This is a genomic window from Nostoc sp. FACHB-888 (assembly GCF_014696655.1).
Lineage (GTDB): Bacteria > Cyanobacteriota > Cyanobacteriia > Cyanobacteriales > Nostocaceae > Nostoc.
In genome coordinates this window covers 180,370-194,989 of record NZ_JACJQM010000004.1, presented here as the reverse complement: position 1 = coordinate 194,989, position 14,620 = coordinate 180,370, and the positions used below count along the sequence as shown (strand labels likewise).

Sequence of the window (14,620 nt, the reverse complement as noted above, 5' to 3'; positions counted from 1 at the left end):
AAAAATTCTCTAAATTTGTAATTTTATGATACAACATTACAGTTTTTAGCCAGCTATAAAACAAACAACAGAAAGTGATACTATAATGAACCCTTTTCAACTCAACAAATATAGCGATCGAGAACCAAGCGAGAAACCACAAAAGAGATTTCCAGGATGGTTTGCTTTAGATTTTGGTACATCGAATTCCACAGTTACACTTTTCGATCCAATTGAAGTACCGATCGCAGAAATTCTACCCAAAGAACAAGAAATGCGGTTGCGCGATCGCTTATCACAATGGCTGAGTTCTCCTGCTTCAGTGGCTTTACCTGATGTCAGCGCTGATGATTGGGAAAAGTTTATCGCAGAAATTAGCAGAAACCTGGAGATAGAACCCAGCCGATTGAGCGAAGTTTTTGAAAGTGACAATAGAGAGCGATTTTTAGAAGCACTTCGCCAAATTGAACTTTCTTTAGGAAACAGCGAGAGATTCCGCCGTGCTGTCAGCAAAAAACTTTACCAAATTTATCATGAGGTGTTCCGCGTCCCTACGCTAGAATCGCAAAATCTAATCCCAGTTGTGCTGGATATTGATCGCCGCGATACGGAAATCCCCAGCGAGTCGGAAATTTCGCAGTTAAGCGATTTAAAACTGCGAATGGGAAGGGAAGCTAGAGATAACCGAAAAAAAGCGATCGCTCAAGGTACAAGCGGTTCTTTAAAGGAAATTATCAGCAGATTTCACCATTCACCCAAACGCTATTTTGGTCAAGATCGTTTGTTTCCAGTTATTTTGGATGGTGAAGAAGAATTAATTACCGCTAACGAACTGATCCAATCTGCTTGGGCGCATTTAATCGAGTTAACTGAAGATTACCGCCAACGCGCCCAACGCAGGTTTTCAGAAGGAGATTTTTTAACAGCAGTTGTCACCTACCCTACTGTCGCCCCACCAGTTGTTCGCAAGGAAGTTAAGGAACTGGTTGAGCAGTTGGGGATCGATGATGTGCAAACTGCTTATGATGAAGCTGTTTCTGTAGCAATATTCTTTTTATGGCGAGAATTTGGTGGTAATCTCAACATTGGCATCGAGTCATTCAAAACTCGTTGTCGCCAAGCAGGAAACAAATGGTCGCAAAATGTTCTTGTCTTGGATATTGGCGGGGGAACCACAGACTTAGCTTTAATTGAACTGACTTTAGAAGATAAAACCCCTACTTTTGCCGATTATGAAGACCGAGGTTTAGGAGGACGTTACTATAAACTTACTCCCAAACTATTAGGTTCATCTGGCCATTTACAGTTAGGTGGTGAATTAATTACACTGCGAATTTATAGATTATTAAAAGTTGCGATCGCAGACTTTTTATTGACATTAGTTACAATAGGTGATCTTGAAAGCGAAAAGCTAGAAGATTTAATTAGCTCTGAGTTAAACGAGCGCTTTTTAGAACAAGGCAAATTCAAAACTGGCAGTCTTTTAAAATATCTAGATAAAGAGAATCCAGAAGGCGATATTGCTTACAAAGATGCCTTAGATACTGCCGAGAAAGTATTACCCACCCGTTGGCAACAAGCACCCCAACGCCTGCAATCCTTTTATATCCTCTGGGATCATGCAGAAGCAGCTAAACTTAAACTTGGGCAAAAGCCACCAGCAGATAATTCTCTACTAACCTTCACGCTTTCTGAGCAAGAAATTTCCGAACTGCTCACCCAAAGCGGTATTAAATTGCAAGTCAAAGATCCAAATAACATCTGCATTACCTTAGATAACCAGCAATTTGAACGAGCTGCCGTTTCAGGAATTAAAGAAGCGATCGGTATTGCTAAAGGTTTGATGGAAAGTCGCTTGCATCCCGATGATATCACCAAAGATTCTTGGAATTCCCAAAAAGTTGATTGGTTAATTCTGTCTGGAAAAACTTGTAATTTAGATATAGTGCAGCGCCAAATCTATCAAGAATTTAGTAAATCTCCATATTTTGTGTGGAATCCAGAACGAATTACCTTTGTACTGGAATTTACCAAATTAGCCACCTCTGCTGGTGCTTGCTACGCCGAGAAACTACGAAGATTAAGATTCGATCCAGAAGAGTCCAAAAGCTTGCTGCGTAAGGGAGCTAACCAGCTAGAAATTGATGTCAAAAACCTGTTTTATTATTTGCCCTGCAACTTCAAACGCAAAACCCAAAGTAACGATTTACTAACCATATTCAAGGCTGGACAAGAACTATATCAACTAGCACCTTCGGAAACTGTCGCTAAAGTTCGTACCGCATGGCAAGGAATCCAATTAACTAATATTATTTACCGTCAAGACTACGAGGATGGAGATTTACGACTATGGGGTAGCTTCGACGGCAAAAACCTCATGAATAAACTAGGAATGCAAGAAGCAGAGTTTTTGAAAAAAATTAAAGTCCAGTTTGAGATTGACCAAACCCTTGAATTTAGTGTATTGCTTTGTCAGGGAAATCCGCATTATTTAATTGACATTCCTGGCATTGATTTGGAATCAGTAGTTTCAGAAACTTCAGCGCTATTTGCTGATGGCAAATTGAACTGGAATATTGCTGTGGAACGCTTCAATAAAGATTTAAATGATGGTGATATTGCCGTCAATGTTCTTGAGTCCGCAACTGTTGATCAACCAGATGCCTATCATCTTGTATTTGAAGTAGGAAATGATGGTAGTAAATTATTCCAAAAATTTCACTATCTGCGCGATGGCGTGACGGAACCAGGAATTGGGTTAATTAGTAATCCCTTACCTCCCTTCCCGCAAACTGGACAACACACTTTTTATATTTATCAAACAGATGCCGAAAGCAATAGCAAAAAATGGATAAGAATTGGCGCACTCAGCAAACCAGATGTGACAACAGATTACCCTTGCCAATATCGTGTAACTCTCGATGCTCAAGGCATTTTGCGGATGCACGCCGGTGAAATCCCCTACTGGACATCAAATAATCAGGAATGCCTCAAAGAAGAGGGATGCGTTTATCTTGCTGAATTAGAATTGCAGCCCAACGAAGTTGATAAAGAACGCGATCCATTTTGCGGCATACATTAATTGTATTAAATCTCTGCGTTCCTCTGCGTTGAAAAAAATTAAGATTTTTAAACGCAGAGGGGCGCGGAGTAAATGCTAAGGGGCGCAGAGGTTTGCCAAGTTTAATTCGCTATAAAAATATTTGGAGGTGAGATTCATGCAGCACTTGCGTCAATTATTAGAGATAGAAAACTCGGAGTTAGCCCAGTTACTGCGGTTTAGTTTGTATGGACTAAAGGCGGCTTTAAATCAGGCTCGCACAGAACTACCACTAGATCCAGGATCTAAAATATGCGATGAGGTGCTGCAAGAACTTCATAACCTGTTGCAACCTTCACCTCCACAGCAAAATACTAGTTGGGAAGATGCGCCAGATGATTTAAAACTAAATCACCTCCGGGAAGCTTTCGATTCTGACTCAGAACTTAGTTATTATCTAGGTAATTCCCAACTCCAAAGCACAACAGACTCTGATTTGTGGAATGAGATTCAACGCAAATTGCTGCGAGTACCAGAAGATTTAGCTGCAACTTGGCGATCGCGCACCTTAGATTTAGCCCAAGAAGTTGGTGCGATCGCAGATAATTCTAACCTCTATCAACTTCCCTTTATCCGCGACGAAATTATCTACCCCGGCCTTAATGGTACTGTTCAAACTCAGGGATTGACTTTGTATCAACAGGCACTCTCAACCTCTAAAAATGCCCAAGGTAATGTATCCGATTTACCAGCAGCATTCCTATTTTTATATATGAATTTTATCGAAATAGACCCAGATTTACATCATGCTTTAAAGAGCGTTTTTAGCTTTGATGTCATTTCCTTACACTCCAAACCAGAACAGCGCGATCAATATATTGATGCTTTAAGCGATCGCTTCCAACGCACCCAAAAAGCTGAGAAAAACACTGATCCCCTGTCAATTCTCCGTGCTTGGATTGACATGGACGAAGCGATACATTCCTTAGTATTTGTACCACCGACTGAACGCTATTCTTGGTGGGGAAAGCTACAACATGAATCACGGCGCATCTTGAAGAAAGTTGCTGACGAAGCTATTAATGCAGGTAATGAAGTACGAATTCGCCAATTATCGGGACTTTATGCAGATATTTGTGCTTCATCCAAGGATGACTTACAACTAGACTGTGGTGGTATTCCTGGTGAAGTATTAACTTGTCTTCGAGTATATGCGCGAATTAATCAGGAAGAATCTCCCGGTCGTGTAATATTTCGCTCGTCACGGTAAGAGAATTTTCTGTCAAAGGAAAGGCAGACGATCTTGCTAATCGCTGCCTTGCCTAATTATCTAAATGAAGGTAAAAACGTTTAAATCTATAAAATGCCCCAGAAGTGTAAAATCCCTTGACCAGAAAACACTTCAAGTGCAACGGCAGATAAAAAACCAATCATTGCAAAACGACCGTTCCAATTTTCGCTCTGAGGAGTGAAGCCCCAGCGCAAAGCATTAGGATCTTCTGGAACCGAAGCCGTGGTCTTCTTAACGTCTGCCATAAATAATACTCCGAGCTTTTATGTTGTAACAGTTATAACTGCCTGTAAAGTAATGTAACAGGTTTTTATGAAAATGCAACATCAAATCAAGGCAAAATTCAATAATGCATATTATGTATACGTAATATTATTTTTTTTATGTTTAGACATGGAAAAACACTTTAAACAATCTACGTTTTATTGGTGTTGGCAAAAACAAAGCTTCAAAACAATCAGCACCATCTTAAGCAGGACTTACCGAATATAGATAATAGTTGCAATTTTAAATCTTAAGTTATTTAACAAAGTTTGGGGCTTTAATTCCCCTGCCTCTACAGGCAGCAGGTTTTGTGTCGGGGTTAAATCTCTGTTACAAAATGTAATTGCGAATTGCAAATTGCGAATTGCAAATTGCGAATTGCGAATTGGTTTAATTTTGCTCATTCAAATAGGATAAATAGGTATTTGCCCAAATTGCAGCTTGAGTGCGATCGCGCAAATTTAACCGATTTAAAATATTCGTAACATGATTTTTTACCGTTCCCTCAGAAATGTAGAGTTCCTGAGCAATTTCTCGATTACTAGCGCCTGTAGCTATTAACCGCAAAACCTCTTTTTCTCTAGGAGTGAGTTCAGCTAAACTAGACGGTACAGGTGGTGACTGGGTTGGTGTACCATTAGAAAACTGAGTTAATAGTTTTTTCACTATACCTGGGCCTAATTGAGTATATCCTTTATAAACGGCACGAATAGCAACAGCTAATTCTTCTGAAGGTGTATCTTTCAATAAATAACCCATTGCCCCATTTTGCAGTGCTGCGGATACATATTCATCATCATCAAAAGTCGTCAGTACTAAAATTTTAGTTTTGGCAAAACGCTTTTGAATTTCTCGCGTAGCTGCAACTCCATCCATGATAGGCATTCTAATATCTAGCAATACTACATCTGGCTGAAATTCAGTAACTAAATTAATTGCCTGTTCACCGTTTTCTGCTTCTCCCACTATCTCTAAATCTGGTTCTAATTCTAATAACACTCTTAATCCTTGACGAATTAAACCTTGATCATCTACCAGCAGCACTTTAATCATTATGTCAACCTCGTTAAGGGAATATTAACTGTAATTTTGCAACCAGAACCAGGAGCGCTATTAATATTAAACTCGCCTCCAAGTGCTAAAGTGCGATCGCGCATACTATGAAGTCCAAAACCAGTAGTATTCTGCCCTAAATCAAAGCCTTTACCATTATCTTGAATTATCAATCGCAAATTGCCTCTAGCCGTAGCGAGTTCTAATTTAACCTCTGTTGCATAAGCATATTTAGATATATTTGTCAAAGATTCTTGAGTAATCCGGTAAATAGCTGTGTTTATTTCAGGTGGTAGAGGATATTCCAGGTTGATTTGATAAATTGGTAAAATGCCATTTGAGCGATGAAAACTTTCTGCAAGACTAGCGATCGCACGTTCTAAAGATTGCTCTTGTAAAGGATTAGAACGCATAGTAGAAACAGACTGACGGACATCATTTAGCGCTTTAGAACCTAATTCCTTTGCTGTTGCTAGAAATGTTTCAGCTTTACCTGGGTTAGATTGCCACAATTTTAGAGCAGTTTCTAATTGTAGATTTAAAGCAGTTAGAGAATGTCCTAATGAATCATGAATTTCACGAGCAATGCGGTTGCGTTCTTCTAAGGTAGCTTGATTTTCAATTTGCGTGGCATATTGACGGAGTTTTTCATTAGCGATCGCTAGCTTTTCTCGACTGTGCCGTTCAGATAATACTGCATTCATCATCAACAACACAAAAACTAAACTTAAGCCAAATACCAACGACCAATTCAAGCTAAGAAATCGAAAACGCTCTTGTGCCTGTGGAGACGCTTGAAAATTGAACATCTGGTATTTGAGTTGTGTAGTAAAGAGAAATAATGCAAATGATAAACTAGTAACGAATAAACGCCCAGGCAATTTAAATATTAGGCAACTTCGAGTAACTAAAATTATGTAAAGGAAAGGGAATAAGCGGGCGAATCTTTCACCAAAAAGTCCAGTAATTAAAATTAATAATATTCCAAAAATTGTATATATTATTTTATTCCTATTACTACTAGTGGGTAATTTTAAGCCCATTAGTGCAAAAACAATCAGACTATAAATTGACAGTTCTGGCAATAAATTACAAATTGATAAGTCTGGAAATAAACCACAAATTGTTAGTTCTGGAAATTTTGGGCGAAATCGCCGTAACGGGGGTGGTATAACTGCTATCAAAGCAGTGATCGACAGTAGTATCCACTCCAGATAAAGTAGAGACGGAAAAGGATGTTTCTTAATTTGAATTGGACGACTCATCAGCCGCTTCGCTCCAGTTGTAAATGAGTTAATAGTTAAGGTTTAGGAGTTTTAAAAATTGAAATGGCAGCTTCCGCTATCTCAAATTTTTGCTGAGTAAAGAATCAAGAGTAAATGCAGGATATAAAAACATTATGTAATAGGTTAAACAAGGATTTATAAATTAGCTATAATCAAAAAACTTCTTATTCCTAACTCCTACCTTCTAACTTTTAACTTTTAACTCCTAACTATTTATTGTCAATCATCTTTATCAAAATTCAATCATGACTAAAGTCATGGGTAGAACCATGACTTTCTCCTCATGTAACTACTCAAGAGAAGTTCTTATGATAGTGGCATCGAACCAGGAAGAACCCACCAGACAAAGAATGAAACTCAAAGCATTATCGCTAGTCGCTGGAGCAATCGCCTTTACCTTAACTGCAACCTCCTTTGCTGTTAACGCCCAAACAGCCTCTCCTTCACCTGTGTTACTTGCACAAACTCCACAAAAAGGAAGGGGTATGTGGAAAGACTTGGGTCTAACAGATGCTCAAAAAAACCAAATTCAGGCAATTCGCCGCGATAGCCGCACCAAAATGGAGGCAGTTTTCACCCCAGAACAAAAGGCCAAGTTAGAGGCAGCGAAACAAGCACGTCAGGCTCAACGGCAAGCTGGCCAAGGTCAACGGCAACCAGGCCAACGTCGAGGAAAGGGTGGTTATGCTGACTTAAATCTGAGTGAAGCACAAAAAACCCAAATCCGACAAATCCGGGAGTCTGAGAAACAACAGATTCAAGCAGTCTTGACCCCCGAACAGCGACAAAAATTCGAGCAATATCGCCAAAATGCTCCTTTGCGCCGTCAACAAGGCAATCCCCAATAATAATTTTTCAAAAGTTTTCCATAATTAAAAATTTATAGACTTCTTGCAGAAGATGCGGAAAGGGGATGAAGTTTTTCCCCTTTCCCTTTCCCTATTTATTCCCATGCTCCATTTAGTAGACTTTCAAGATAGTTATGAGTTATGAGTTAATCAAAACTCCTAGCTTGATTAAAATGTCTAAAGAATTCGCAATTGGTAGTAAAGTCCGGCTTGTGGCACTACCACCCTACGTCAAAACTGCTGAACCTATGCCCATGCTGCGCCCCCCCGATGTAATTCACATTGGCGAAGAGGGTATAGTTATTGACCGCCGTCCCGGTGGATATTGGGGTATTCGCTTTACTAGGGGAGCTTTTCTCTTAGATAGCCAATACATCGAAAGCACAGATACTCCATCCGAATCTCAGTCAGAGTGAGATTAGCAGCAACTAAGAATTGTAAACTTGTGTAAAGTTGTAATTCTGGTTTGCACCATGATTTCCCGCCGCACTTTTTTAAGCATATTATTTGCCAGCTGCATTTCTCTCATCAGCTGGCTGAATTTTACCCCTGCTGCTGATGCTCTTGGTGGTAAACTTCCTGTAATTAATCAACTCGCACCAGAGTTTACTTTGCCAACCAATACAGGTGATGGTAAAATTTCCCTCTCTGACTTGCGGGGTAAGTGGCTAGTCCTCTACTTTTATCCAAAAGACTTTACCTCTGGTTGTACTATAGAGGCTCGCCGCTTTCAGCAAGACTTACCCCAATACCTCGAAAAAAATGCCCAAATTATTGGCGTAAGTGCTGATGATATTGATTCTCACGCCGAATTTTGTGATTCAGAGGGGCTAAAATTCCCACTGTTGGCTGACACTGATGGTTCAGTGAGTAAAGCTTACGGTTCGTGGCTCGGCTCTTTATCAATGCGTCACAGTTTTATCATCGATCCTCAGGGTGTCTTGCGCGAGACTTTTGTGAAGGTTAACCCAAACATTCATAGTTCAGAAGTGCTGGCACGACTAGAAAAGTTACAGTCCACAGCTTCTTAAACCCCAATTAAGCAGATAAGGGGCAGGCCCTGCCTTCTTCCCCTTGTTATCTGCATTCATCTTCAAGGCACAATAAATCCATATTTTCTGAGTACAGTCTTAGCTTGACTGTCAGATAAAAACTGGACAAATTCTTTGGCTGCGGAAATATTTTTACTGCCTTTAATTACTGCCACTGGATAGATAATCGGTGAGTGAAACTTCTTTTCAGCAGTGATTACAACTTTTACCTTGTTGGAGATTTTCGCATCAGTTGCATAAACTATACCCGCTTGGGCATTACCGCTTTCTACTGCTGCCAAAACTTGACGCACATTGTTAGCAAAGACCAATTTGGACTTGACTTGATCATAAAGTTTCAAATTTTTTAAGACTTGTTCTCCATATTGGCCTGCGGGCACACTCCTGGGTTCACCGATCGCAATTTTTTTAATCTTGCTATCTGTTAAATTGTAGAAGCTACTGATGCCAACAACATCCTGAGCCACAATCAAGACTAGACTGTTATTTGCCAGGTTAGTACGGCTACCTGGTAGCAGCAATCCTTTTTCTTCTAAGGCATCCACTTGCTTTTTGGCAGCAGAAATAAAGATATCGGCTGGCGCACCTTGCTCAATCTGTTGCTGCAAGGCTCCAGAAGCGCCAAAGTTATAATTAATTTTGGTACTTGATTTACTTTGTTGGTACAAAGGCTTAATTTCTTCTAGTGCATCTTTTAAGCTGGCGGCTGCGGACACGAGTAAGGTGGTGTTTGACTGTCCTATTACAGCAGAAGGAGTAACCAATGGTAAACCAATTGCTAGGAGCAAGCCTGCAACTGCTATACCCAGGAAGCCAAGAATTTGTCTTCTTTTCATAGAAAAGGTGCAATATAGGTTTTTTCCGAAAATTGATGCTAGGTAGAATCGTACCAGCAATACCAACATTTAACCAACTTTATAGGTAAAATTCTGCTTAAAAAAGAACAAGGTTTATTGCATCAGTTTTTTGGAAGTCCCTTAATTTAGCGATCGCTTCCCTATTCGCTCAAAAAAAAGATCAAAATATCATAACGTGGCTTGGATTGAGATGGGGATAAATTCTTTCCCCCTGTCCTCTTCAAGTCTTGTCGTACTCTATTTGTCCATAGTCAAGTTTGATAATTCGGTTTGCTAAATGAAAATAGCGATCATCGTGGCTAATCACCAGAACTGTTTTGCCCCGCGATCGCAGTTCTGGTAGTAACTGCGTATAAAATATTTCTTTGAATACTGGATCTTGATCAGCTGCCCACTCATCGAATAGATAAATTGGTCGATCTTCTAAATACGCTGTGAGCAAAGCCAGCCGTTTCCGTTGTCCCTGAGAAAGTGCTGTGGTGGAAAGTTGCCCATTTTCAACTTTAACTTTATGGTCTAGTTGCAGTTGTTTTAAATATTTTGTAGCTTGACTATCCAAGTCAGAATTTTTGAATCCTAAAAGTTCTTCAAATAAATAAAAATCGGAAAATACTACGGAAAAATGCTGGCGATACCATTCTCGATTTTGTTCGTTAATTAACTCGTTGTCAAACCAAATTTCGCCGTGTTCTGGGATGTAAAGTCCAGTAATTAGTTTAGCTAATGTAGATTTACCACTACCATTCCCGCCGACAATAAAGACTAATTCTTGAGGATACAATGTCAGGTTTATGGGGCCAAAGATAAAGCTATTGTCTTCTTGATCTGTATAATAAGTGTGGGCAACACTGTTAAACCTTAAGCTGTGCCAGTTAGATTTAAGGACAGGTGGAACAGTCGATATTTCAGTTCGACTAGCTAGAGATAAACCCAGCGACTCGATTTTTTGCAAGGCAATGCTGGCTTTACTTAATAGGGGAAGTTTACTGATGATGTTATCCATTGGTAACACCAAGTAAGTAAAAGTCAAAATGTAGCCAGAGAGAGTTTCAGCGTTAATGGTAAGCAGATTCGGTAGCGCAAATATTACAAACCCAATAGCAAAAAAGAATACGAGTTGACCCCAGCTTGAAGTTGTAGCAAAAAGGGTTAGGCCATTAACATTGTGATGACGGAATTCGTTAGCAGTTGATTGCAGTTTTGATTCTAAAAAATCTTGCCGTCGCTTGTAATTTAGTTTGAGTTCCTTAACTCCTTCGGTAATGGTGCGAAAATGTTTAAATAGCTGATCTTCATCTTCACGAGCTAGGGCCAGCAATTTCCCACCTCTATTTAATAACCACTGGCAACTACTGATCGCTACTACTGAAATTACACAAACCATCAGCAGCACTAACCAAGAAAGCCAAGTTATGTAGGCTATACAACCCAGGACGATCGCTAGATTAATAAAAATGAAAGGCATTTGATAAACAGCATTAGCAACCGCCTGAATATCTTCTGTTAAAGTTGCCAATAATCGAGGATTCCCCAAGCGTTCCAGATGGCTTAACTCAGAAGCAAGAATTTGGCGGCTTAAACGCATCCGTAATTGCAAAACTGCATTCTGAGAAAGGCGGATCAGCATCACTTGGGAAATGATACTGGTAATCAGTGCAACTATAGCCAGCCCCGCAAAACCCCAAGTTATGGACGTGAGCCGTGAAACACTACTACTACTTGCAGCACGACTAATTAAGGCAATCAAGCCAGCACTACTACCGCCACTCAGGAATCCAGTAGCGATCGCGATCGCTACCATCCCCCACGAAGAACGCAAAAGAAAATAGATCAGGTTCATAATTGCGAGCAAACAAATTTAATGGGTTCTAAAGAGTGTGGGAGTAGTTTAGATAATAATATTTTCACAGAGAACATACATTTAGTAAGTATTTTCTACTAACAAAAGTTTCCTTTGTGGCTTTGTGGTAAAACAAAATTTATTCTTGAACCACTAGAATACAAAGGAAAAACAGTAAATTTAGAGAAGCATGGAAAATGCAAATTTGGGACTTTGGTTCTTTAAAGACTTATATTTATTTGCTGCTGTTACTTTTGTCTTTATCAGCAATTTGGTTTTATGCTTACGGGATTTATGCAGCGATCGCCTTTTTGAACCATCAAAATCCTATTGCTCCCGATTTTCATCCAGCTATTACTATTTTGAAGCCAATTTGCGGGCTTGATGAGCAAGCCTACGAAAATTTTGCTTCTTTTTGTCGCCAAGACTATCCACAGTACCAAATTATCTTTAGCGTTCGCGATGCCAATGATCCTGGCATCGCAGTGGTGCGGCAAATTATCCAAGACTTTCCAGAGTTGGATTTGCAATTGGTAATTAGCGAACACACAATTGGTAATAACTTCAAAGTTTGCAATCTCGCCAATGCCGAATCCAAAGCTAAATATTCCATCTTACTTTTAGCAGATAGCGATGTTCGAGTCGGCCCAGACTACTTACGAAGAGTAATTGGGCCGATGCACGATCCTGATGTCGGAGTCGTTACCTGCCTTTACCGTCCGTTGACACAAGGATGGGTGGCAAATCTGGAAGGGATTGGGATTTCAACTGAGTATCTTGCTGGCGTTTTAGTTGCTAATAAGTTGCACAAAATTGAGTTTGCTTTGGGGCCAACTATTGCCATCCGCAGAACTGTACTCGAAGCAATTGGTGGATTTCCAGCTATTGCTGATTATCTGGCAGATGATTATCAACTCGGTTATCTGCCTGCCCAAGCTGGGTATAAAGTAGTACTTTCTGATTATGTGATTGACCATGCGATCGGCACAAACAGTTTCGTTGATTTAATTCAGCGGCAGATACGCTGGTTGCTGTGTACACGAGTTTCTCGTCCCTGGGGATATTTAGGGCTGATTTTCACCTATGGCACATTTACCAGTCTGTTGTTGTTAATTACTACGGGAGGGTCAATTTTTGCTTGGGCTATATTAGTCATCACCTGGATGATGCGGTTATTTATGGGCTGGTTCGTTGCAGTCAAGGTTCTTAACGATGCGGTTGCCAAAAAATTACTCTGGCTAATCCTTATTCGAGACTTGATCAGCTTTGTTCTCTGGTATTATTGCTGGGTTAACAATACATTTGAATGGCGAGGGCGGCAACTAAAGTTGACAAAAGAAGGTAAAGTGATGCCAATAACAACTGATGCTGCCAAGGTAATGTCTATTTAACTACTGAGAATTACGATGACTGATATTATAAAGTCTTCCAAGAACTCAATTCCTGTAGGAGAAACTTTACAACCATCTGCTACTACTAAGAAAACAAGCTACGTTCCGCATCATCATCGACGGGTACTCTGCATCTTTCCCAGGTACAGCCGTTCGTTTGGCACTTTTCACCACGCCTATCCACTTATGGGTGTTAAGGCTTTTATGCCTCCTCAAGGGATTTTAATCGTGGCTTCCTATTTACCAAAAGAGTGGGAAGTCCGTTTTATTGATGAAAATGTGCGTTTAGCTACCAGGGATGATTACCAATGGGCTGATGTGGTGATTGTGAGTGGAATGCATATCCAAAAACCACAGATTAATCAAATTAATGAACTTGCCCATAGAGCAGGGAAAATTACAGTTGTAGGTGGCCCCTCGGTATCTGGTTGCCCAGAATATTATCCTGAGTTTGACATTTTACATTTGGGTGAGTTGGGAGATGCAAGCGATCGCATGATCGAGTATCTAGACCAAAACTCGGAACGTCCCCAAGCGCAAATTCGCTTTGAAACCAAGGAACGTCTACCCCTAACAGAGTTTCCCACCCCGGCTTATCATTTGCTGAATATCAATGATTATTTTCTGGCAAATGTGCAGTTTTCTAGTGGTTGCCCTTATCACTGTGAGTTTTGTGATATTCCCGAACTCTATGGCAACAATCCCCGAATGAAAACACCAGAGCAAGTAGTTGCCGAGTTAGATGCCATGCGACAATCTGGCAATCTGGGAGCAGTGTACTTTGTCGATGATAATTTTGTTGGCGATCGCCGCGCTGCCATGAAGTTGCTTCCTCACCTGATTGACTGGCAAAAACGCAATGGCTACCCCATCCAGTTTGCCTGTGAAGCAACGCTCAACTTAGCTCAAAGCCCAAAACTGCTGGAGATGATGCGCGAAGCTTATTTCTGCACAATCTTTTGCGGTATCGAAACACCAGAACCAGATGCTCTCCATGCTATTTCCAAAGACCAAAATCTAAGTATGCCAATCTTAAAAGCAATTCAAGTCTTAAATAGCTATGGCATGGAAGTAGTATCAGGAATCATCATCGGGTTAGATACAGATACACCAGAGACAGCAGACCGAATTATCGAATTTATTCGGGCATCGCAAATTCCCATGTTGACAATTAACCTACTTCATGCCCTACCTAGAACTCCTTTATGGCGGAGGTTAGAAGCAGAAGGAAGACTTGTTTTTGATGAAAGCCGCGAATCAAATGTTGAATTTTTGATGCCTTACGAGCAAGTTGTTGAGATGTGGCGGCGCTGCATTACAACAGCTTATGAGCCGGAATTTTTATATGAGCGGTTTGCCTACAACATGGAACATACTTATCCAAATCGCATCGAAGTTCCTAACAGCCCATCTCGCACTTCTGCGGCTAACATTCGCAAAGGTTTAACTTATTTAGCTAATATTTTGCTGCGGATAGGCATATTTAGTAACTATCGTCAGACTTTCTGGGAAATGGCCAAACCAGCACTAAAAGCAGGTAATATTGAAAACTTGATTCACGTTGGACTTGTTGGACATCATTTAATTAAATTTGCCCAGGATTGTGCAAAAAACGAAGAATCAGCTTCATTCTACTCTCAAAAAGTCCTTACCAAAGTTCGTAGTTAACTGTCAAAATATCATTTTGCTAAAAAGCAAAAAAAGATAAACCAAGCGGTA

General features: G+C 40.2%; 12 protein-coding genes. 7 read left to right on the top strand and 5 right to left on the bottom strand.

Translation table 11 applies throughout. The features are described 5' to 3' along the window. Positions 1–85: 85 nt before the first annotated feature. Together H6G26_RS04640 and H6G26_RS04635 are read left to right on the top strand one after the other, a co-directional pair. On the top strand, positions 86–3,061 hold the full coding sequence (locus H6G26_RS04640) for a molecular chaperone (protein ID WP_242053582.1): 2,976 nt from the start codon (positions 86–88) through the stop codon (positions 3,059–3,061). Positions 3,062–3,197: 136 nt separating this feature from the next. After that, entirely contained in the window at positions 3,198–4,289 is a 1,092-nt protein-coding gene (locus H6G26_RS04635) for a hypothetical protein (protein ID WP_190728134.1), read from the top strand. Positions 4,290–4,375: 86 nt separating this feature from the next. Here H6G26_RS04635 and H6G26_RS04630 read toward each other — a convergent pair whose 3' ends face one another. The 3 genes from H6G26_RS04630 to H6G26_RS04620 form a co-directional block, all read right to left on the bottom strand. Next, positions 4,376–4,555 (bottom strand): high light inducible protein, encoded by a 180-nt coding sequence (locus H6G26_RS04630; RefSeq protein WP_109008463.1) that lies wholly within the window; start codon positions 4,553–4,555, stop codon positions 4,376–4,378. Positions 4,556–4,964: 409 nt separating this feature from the next. Continuing rightward, entirely contained in the window at positions 4,965–5,627 is a 663-nt protein-coding gene (locus tag H6G26_RS04625; protein WP_190728133.1) for a response regulator transcription factor, read from the bottom strand. Continuing rightward, a complete protein-coding gene (locus H6G26_RS04620) occupies positions 5,627–6,892 on the bottom strand; it encodes a sensor histidine kinase (RefSeq protein ID WP_190728132.1) in 1,266 nt (421 codons plus the stop codon). The genes H6G26_RS04625 and H6G26_RS04620 overlap by 1 nt, the downstream gene beginning before the upstream one ends. Positions 6,893–7,263: 371 nt before the next feature. Here H6G26_RS04620 and H6G26_RS04615 point away from each other — a divergent pair, with 371 nt between their 5' ends. The 3 genes from H6G26_RS04615 (at position 7,264) to H6G26_RS04605 (ending at position 8,792) form a co-directional block, all read left to right on the top strand. Further along, positions 7,264–7,761 carry a Spy/CpxP family protein refolding chaperone gene (locus H6G26_RS04615; protein WP_190728154.1) on the top strand — a complete coding sequence of 166 codons (498 nt, stop codon included), beginning with the start codon at positions 7,264–7,266 and terminating at the stop codon, positions 7,759–7,761. 173 nt (positions 7,762–7,934) lie between these two features. Beyond that, on the top strand, positions 7,935–8,177 hold the full coding sequence (gene sipA, locus H6G26_RS04610) for a regulatory protein SipA (RefSeq protein WP_190728131.1): 243 nt from the start codon (positions 7,935–7,937) through the stop codon (positions 8,175–8,177). A 57-nt stretch (positions 8,178–8,234) separates the two neighbouring features. Beyond that, the gene (locus H6G26_RS04605; protein ID WP_190728153.1) at positions 8,235–8,792 is read left to right on the top strand and encodes a peroxiredoxin; all 558 of its coding nucleotides are present in this window, start codon (positions 8,235–8,237) and stop codon (positions 8,790–8,792) included. A gap of 62 nt (positions 8,793–8,854) precedes the next feature. On the opposite strand, the gene modA is transcribed toward H6G26_RS04605, so the two are convergent. Together modA and H6G26_RS04595 are read right to left on the bottom strand one after the other, a co-directional pair. Further along, a complete protein-coding gene (modA, locus tag H6G26_RS04600) occupies positions 8,855–9,649 on the bottom strand; it encodes a molybdate ABC transporter substrate-binding protein (RefSeq protein WP_190728130.1) in 795 nt (264 codons plus the stop codon). A 241-nt stretch (positions 9,650–9,890) separates the two neighbouring features. Beyond that, on the bottom strand, positions 9,891–11,510 hold the full coding sequence (locus H6G26_RS04595; protein ID WP_190728129.1) for a cyclic peptide export ABC transporter: 1,620 nt from the start codon (positions 11,508–11,510) through the stop codon (positions 9,891–9,893). Between the two features lie 197 nt (positions 11,511–11,707). On the opposite strand from H6G26_RS04595, the gene hpnI reads away from it, so the two are divergent. Beyond that, complete coding sequence (gene hpnI, locus H6G26_RS04590; protein WP_190728128.1) at positions 11,708–12,901, top strand: bacteriohopanetetrol glucosamine biosynthesis glycosyltransferase HpnI; 1,194 nt, start codon at positions 11,708–11,710, stop codon at positions 12,899–12,901. A 15-nt stretch (positions 12,902–12,916) separates the two neighbouring features. Continuing rightward, positions 12,917–14,569 carry a B12-binding domain-containing radical SAM protein gene (locus tag H6G26_RS04585; protein ID WP_190728127.1) on the top strand — a complete coding sequence of 551 codons (1,653 nt, stop codon included), beginning with the start codon at positions 12,917–12,919 and terminating at the stop codon, positions 14,567–14,569. Positions 14,570–14,620: the final 51 nt, after the last annotated feature.

Coding starts and splice junctions, on each gene's coding strand:
- H6G26_RS04635 (WP_190728134.1), top strand. CDS start 3,198: ATGCAGCACTTGCGTCAATTATTAGAGATAGAAAACTCGGAGTTAGCC.
- H6G26_RS04630 (WP_109008463.1), bottom strand. CDS start 4,555: ATGGCAGACGTTAAGAAGACCACGGCTTCGGTTCCAGAAGATCCTAAT.
- H6G26_RS04615 (WP_190728154.1), top strand. CDS start 7,264: ATGAAACTCAAAGCATTATCGCTAGTCGCTGGAGCAATCGCCTTTACC.
- H6G26_RS04585 (WP_190728127.1), top strand. CDS start 12,917: ATGACTGATATTATAAAGTCTTCCAAGAACTCAATTCCTGTAGGAGAA.
- H6G26_RS04640 (WP_242053582.1), top strand. CDS start 86: ATGAACCCTTTTCAACTCAACAAATATAGCGATCGAGAACCAAGCGAG.
- sipA (WP_190728131.1), top strand. CDS start 7,935: ATGTCTAAAGAATTCGCAATTGGTAGTAAAGTCCGGCTTGTGGCACTA.
- hpnI (WP_190728128.1), top strand. CDS start 11,708: ATGCAAATTTGGGACTTTGGTTCTTTAAAGACTTATATTTATTTGCTG.
- H6G26_RS04605 (WP_190728153.1), top strand. CDS start 8,235: ATGATTTCCCGCCGCACTTTTTTAAGCATATTATTTGCCAGCTGCATT.
- H6G26_RS04595 (WP_190728129.1), bottom strand. CDS start 11,510: ATGAACCTGATCTATTTTCTTTTGCGTTCTTCGTGGGGGATGGTAGCG.
- modA (WP_190728130.1), bottom strand. CDS start 9,649: ATGAAAAGAAGACAAATTCTTGGCTTCCTGGGTATAGCAGTTGCAGGC.
- H6G26_RS04620 (WP_190728132.1), bottom strand. CDS start 6,892: ATGAGTCGTCCAATTCAAATTAAGAAACATCCTTTTCCGTCTCTACTT.
- H6G26_RS04625 (WP_190728133.1), bottom strand. CDS start 5,627: ATGATTAAAGTGCTGCTGGTAGATGATCAAGGTTTAATTCGTCAAGGA.